Raw genomic sequence first — 5,035 nt, forward strand, 5'->3', positions numbered from 1 at the left:
AGGTCGTCCCACATGAACCAGAAGCGGTCCTGGCCGGGGGTGCCGAACAGGTACAGGATGAGGTCCTGGTCGAGCGTGATGCGGCCGAAGTCCATGGCGACAGTCGTCGTCGTCTTGTCGCCGGTGTGCGTGAGGTCGTCGATGCCCGCGGACGCAGACGTCATGACGGCCTCGGTACGCAGCGGGTTGATCTCCGAGACGGCGCCGACGAACGTGGTCTTGCCCACGCCGAAGCCACCCGCCACCACGATCTTCGCGCTGGTGGTTGAACGGGCCGCGCCGCCGCTAGAGCTTGCGAAGTCCACTGAGCACCCTTTCGAGCAGTGTCACGTCTGGCTGGCCGCCGGCGGCCTCGTCGCCGCCGGGCTGATGAATGGCGACGAGTCCGGCCTCGGCCAGGTCGGCGACGAGGATCCGGGCAACGCCGAGGGGGATGGAGAGAAGCGCCGAGATCTCGGCAACCGACTTGATCTCGAAGCACAGCCGGCAGATCCGCTGGTGCTCGGGCAACTGCCCCTGCAGCCGGGACGGATCGGTCGTGGTCGACACCAGCGCCTCGATGGCGAGCTGGTAACGCGGCCGGGTCCGGCCGCCGGTCATCGCGTACGGACGGACGAGCGGGTTGTGGCCGCCCGAACCGCCCGCACCACCCGTGGCACGCCGGCCGGCCGCCGGGGTGGCCGCGCCCGCCGGGGCGGCCGGGGCCTGAGGCTGCTGATAAGGCTGGGAAACGCCTTGTCTGCTCGGTGCGGAGGGAAAGTTGAACCGGTTCTGCGCCGGGTCGCCCAGGGGTGCCTGATGCGCGTCAAAACCGTTGTAGGGGCTCGCGCCCGGGGGTGTTCCCACGTCTCCTCCTCCGACTGCCTCGCGGCCCCATGTCCCTTGGAACCGCGCCACCGCACCTTACGGTGCGGTGACGAGAAACGCACTGTCTGTCTGTTAGTTGAGAAGACTTCCCTGAAGCTCCGCCCGGAGGTCAGGGGTCAGTACGGTTCCTGCGCGGTCCACGAGAAGGGCCATCTCGTAACCCACCAGACCGATGTCGGCCTCGGGGTGGGCGAGGACGGCCAGCGAGGAGCCGTCCGAGATGGACATGATGAAGAGGAAGCCGCGCTCCATCTCCACCACGGTCTGGTTGACCGCTCCGCCCTCGAAGATCCGGGACGCGCCCGCGGTCAGCGAGGTCAGTCCGGAGGCGACGGCCGCAAGCTGGTCGGCGCGGTCCCGGGGGAAACCCTCGGACATCGCCAGCAGGAGTCCGTCGGCGGAGACCACCACCGTGTGGGACACCCCGGGGGTGTTGTCCACGAAGTTGGTGATCAACCAGTTCAGATTCTGCGCCGCCTGGCTCATCGGGCTCACACTAACGCTCCTGGTTGTAGGTACTACCCGGGCCGAGGCCCGATCCGTTCGTGTCCGTTCCCGCGCCGCGTCCCTGCTGGACACCGCGGCGCAGGTTGCTCAACCTGCCCCGTACGTCCTCGGGCGCGCGGGAGACCTGGGGGCCGCCCTGCGGGGTCTGCTCCGCCGTGCCCTCGACCAGGTTGGCCTTCGGGACCCGCCGGGGGAGACCTGACGAGGTGACCCCGCCCGCCTTCGGCTCACGGAGCTTGCCGGCCCGCTCCCAGCGCTCGTCGTTGGCCGAGCGCCAGTCGTCGGGGCCTTCGGCCTCGTCCGACCGCTCGGCCGCCTGCTGCGCCGCCGGCGGAGCGGACTGCTCCGGCCGGGCGGACCGCTGTGCCGGCGGCGCCTGCGGGCCGGAGCTGCCACGGCGCGGCAGACCGGCGTCCGTCAGCGCGTGGCCGGCGTCCGGGGCGGGACTCGGGGCCGTTCCCGGACGGTCGAAGCCTACGCGGTCGGCGGGCTGTTCGGGAGCGCTCGGAGCAGATTCCGCTTCCGCTCCGTACTCCTGCTGGTAGCCGCCCTGGTACGCGTTCGGATCCTGCCACTCTCCCTGGTGGGCGTGGGGATCGAACGTGTTGCCGTACTGCTGCTGTTCGATGCCCGAGGTCTCGTACGAGCCCTCCGCATAGCCGCCCTGAGAGTAGCCGTCGGCGGGCTGCTGCTCGTACCCCTCGTAGCCCTGCTGCGCCGGGAAGCCGTAGCCGTCCTGCTGCTGGGGGTAGCCGTTCCCGTACTCCTGCGCCTGGCCGTACTCGGCGTTCGAGTACTCCTGGCCGTACTGCTCGTACTCCTGGCCGCCGTACTCCTGGCCCTGGCCCTGCTCGTACTCCCGGGCCGAGTGGTCCGCCTCGTCCTGGAACAGGGGACGGTCACCGCCCTGCGCCTGCGCCTCCAGGGCGGCGCGCCGCTCCTCGCGCTGCAGCGAGCGGTTGACCGGGTCCAGCTGGCGGTTGTCGTCCCGCTGCTCGTAGCGCGAGTCGTCGAAGCCCAGCTCGGCGGCGGTCCGCATCGGCTGCGGCGGGGCGGCGTCGAAGGCGTTCTGCTGCGGAATGATCTGGGAGACGGTGAAGTCGTCCTGGACCGGCTGCTCGCCACCGCCACCGTGCGTGATCGCGTCCGGCAACATGACCAGCGAGGTCGTACCGGCCTGCTCGCCCGAGGGGCGGAGCTGGACGCGGATGCCGTGCCGGTCGGCCAGCCGGCCGACCACGAAGAGGCCCATGCGCTGCGCGACGGCGACGTCCACCGTCGGCGGGTTGGCCAGCTTGTGGTTGATGTCCGCGAAGTCCTCGGCGGTCAGGCCGATGCCCTTGTCGTGGATCTCGACCATCACGCGGCCGTCGGGGAGACGGGTCGCGGTGACGCGGACCTTGGTCTGCGGAGAGGAGAACGTGGTCGCGTTCTCCAGGAGCTCGGCCAGCAGGTGCACGAGGTCGGTCACGGCCTGGCCGTGGATCTCGGCCTCCGGGACGCCGGCGATCTCGATGCGCTCGTACTGCTCCACCTCGGAGGAGGCGGCGCGCAGCACGTCCACGAGCGGGACGGGCTGGTCCCAGCGGCGGCCCGGCTCCTCGCCCGCGAGGACGAGGAGGTTCTCGCCGTTGCGGCGCATGCGGGTCGCGAGGTGGTCCAGCTTGAAGAGGTTCTCCAGCTGGTCCGGGTCGGCCTCGTTGTTCTCCAGGTCCGTGATGAGGGTCAGCTGGCCCTCGATGAGGGACTGGTTGCGGCGCGAGAGGTTGGTGAAGATCGCGTTGACGTTGCCCCGCAGCATGGCCTGCTCGGCGGCGAGCCGGACGGCCTCGCGGTGCACCTGGTCGAAGGCGCGGGCGACCTCGCCGATCTCGTCCTGGGAGTCGATCGGGATGGGCTGCACCCGGGTGTCCACCCGGCCCGGGTCGGTCCGCGACAGCTGGTCGACGAGCATCGGCAGGCGCTGCTCGGCGATGCCGAAGGCGGCGGTGCGCAGCTCGCGCATCGAGCGGCTCATCTGGCGGGCCATCATCCCGGCCAGGATGAAGGCGGTGAGCAGGGCGACGACGACGATGCCACCGTTGACCCAGGCGTCCCGCTGGGCGTCGGAGGAGATCTCGGCGGCCTCGGTCACGGCCTTGTCGACGAGTTCCTTCTCGACCTCGCTGTAGCCGTCGAACTTGGCGGTCGCGACCGCCATCCAGGTCTGCGGCGTGATGCCCTTCGCGGCGAGGGCCTTCAGGGCCGCGGGGTTCTTGGCGCTGCCGATGGCCGAGGCGGCACCGGTGTAGACCGAACCGTCCTTGCCCTTCGGGAGCTCGACGCCGGCGGAGCGCATCTTCTCCGCGCCCGCGGCGGCCTTGGCCTTCATGACCTCCTGCAGCCGCTGCACGTCCTCGGCGGTGCCGCCGGAGTTGTACTCGCCGAGGGCGATCTGCTCCAGGTAGTTGTACGAGTTGAACGCCACGGACTGCTGGGCGAAGACCGGCTCCTTCTCGCTCGGCCGCACCAGCAGGTGGGTGCCGATGGAGCGCTGGAGCGACTCGGCGGCCTTGGCGAGCTGGATCGCGTAGACGGTACGGCCGTAGCTGGTGATGTTGCCGGTGCCCAGGCCGAGCTCGTTGGAGAACTCCATCAGGTAGTGCTGCACGCCCGTGTAGCCGAGCTGCGTGTTCACCGGGTCGAGACCGGCCGAGTAGGCCGTCTTCCGCAGCTGCTCGAGGTTGGGCTCCTCGTCCTTGAACAGGCGCAGCCGGCGCTCCAGGCCCTGGCCCGACGGCATGTTCCGGACGGCCTCGTCGAACTTCACGCGGGCGGCGTCGGTGGCGGCCCGCGCCTGCGTCACGGCCTCGTGGTCGCGGTCGCCGGCGAGCAGCGGGGCGGCGGTGAGGTCGCGCTCGTCGAGGAGGGCGGTGCTGTACTCCGAGGCGGCGCGCACGATGAGCGCCGTCTTCTCGGCGTCCTGCGCCTCCTGCCAGGTGTCGATCGAGCTCTTGACCTGGAAGCCGCCCATGACGAGGCCGACGAGCACGGGTATGAGGAGGATCGCGTTCAGTCGGGTGGGTACCCGCCAGTTGCGCGGCGACAGCTTGCTGGAGCTGCCCCGGGAGGCCGGTGGCGGCGTCACGGGTACGTCCGCGGGCGACACCGCTGTGCGCGACGGCGGGGTGAAGTTGCCCCGCGTCTCCTGCTCCGCGGAGCTTTCCTTGCTTCGCCTCACTCGACCAACAACCTCTCGGCGTCGGCACCTACGTTGTGCCGGTGTTTCGTTCAGGGCCGTACTACTCGGGAGTTCATGAATTGCAGCACGTGAAGGCGGTCCCTACCAAACAGTCGGCTGCGGCTTCCGGCCGTGGCGCAGACCGCAGATAAAACGGGCATAAAGAACGAGCCCCGCCAAATGGCGGGGCTCATGTGAGCACAGCGGCACCGATCGGATGCGTCGGGTGTCCGAGGCACCCCAATTCTCTGTCGAAATGTTATGAACACGCGGACGGCCGTGTCGAAGGACACAGACCGCCGCGTGCGGCGCCGCGGGACAAGTGCCGTGGCCGGATTCCTACTTGAGCCGGGCCATGAGGGCGTGCTCGACGAGGGTGATGAGCGCGCTCTTGGCGTCGGCCCGGTGGCGGGCGTCGGTGGTGATGATGGGGGTGTCGGG

The 5,035-nt window shown here is 70.0% G+C and carries 4 protein-coding genes and 1 pseudogene; all 5 read right to left on the reverse strand.

The annotated features are described in order from the left end of the window. A partial coding sequence (locus ABTY40_RS30725; protein ID WP_030739219.1) for a GTP-binding protein occupies window positions 1–305 on the reverse strand: 305 nt, incomplete at its 3' end. Continuing rightward, complete coding sequence (locus ABTY40_RS30730) at window positions 286–846, reverse strand: DUF742 domain-containing protein (protein ID WP_352062507.1); 561 nt, start codon at window positions 844–846, stop codon at window positions 286–288. The genes ABTY40_RS30730 and ABTY40_RS30725, both read right to left, overlap by 20 nt. A gap of 93 nt (window positions 847–939) precedes the next feature. After that, window positions 940–1,353, reverse strand: a complete 414-nt coding sequence (locus ABTY40_RS30735) for a roadblock/LC7 domain-containing protein (protein ID WP_026057603.1) — start codon at window positions 1,351–1,353, stop codon at window positions 940–942. A gap of 10 nt (window positions 1,354–1,363) precedes the next feature. After that, the gene (locus tag ABTY40_RS30740) at window positions 1,364–4,594 is read right to left on the reverse strand and encodes a sensor histidine kinase (RefSeq protein WP_352062508.1); all 3,231 of its coding nucleotides are present in this window, start codon (window positions 4,592–4,594) and stop codon (window positions 1,364–1,366) included. Between the two features lie 339 nt (window positions 4,595–4,933). Next, a pseudogene (locus ABTY40_RS30745) lies at window positions 4,934–5,035 on the reverse strand (ATP-binding protein); the annotation flags it as partial.

The organism is Streptomyces sp. NPDC126503 (assembly GCF_040302405.1).
Classification (GTDB): domain Bacteria; phylum Actinomycetota; class Actinomycetes; order Streptomycetales; family Streptomycetaceae; genus Streptomyces; species Streptomyces gulbargensis.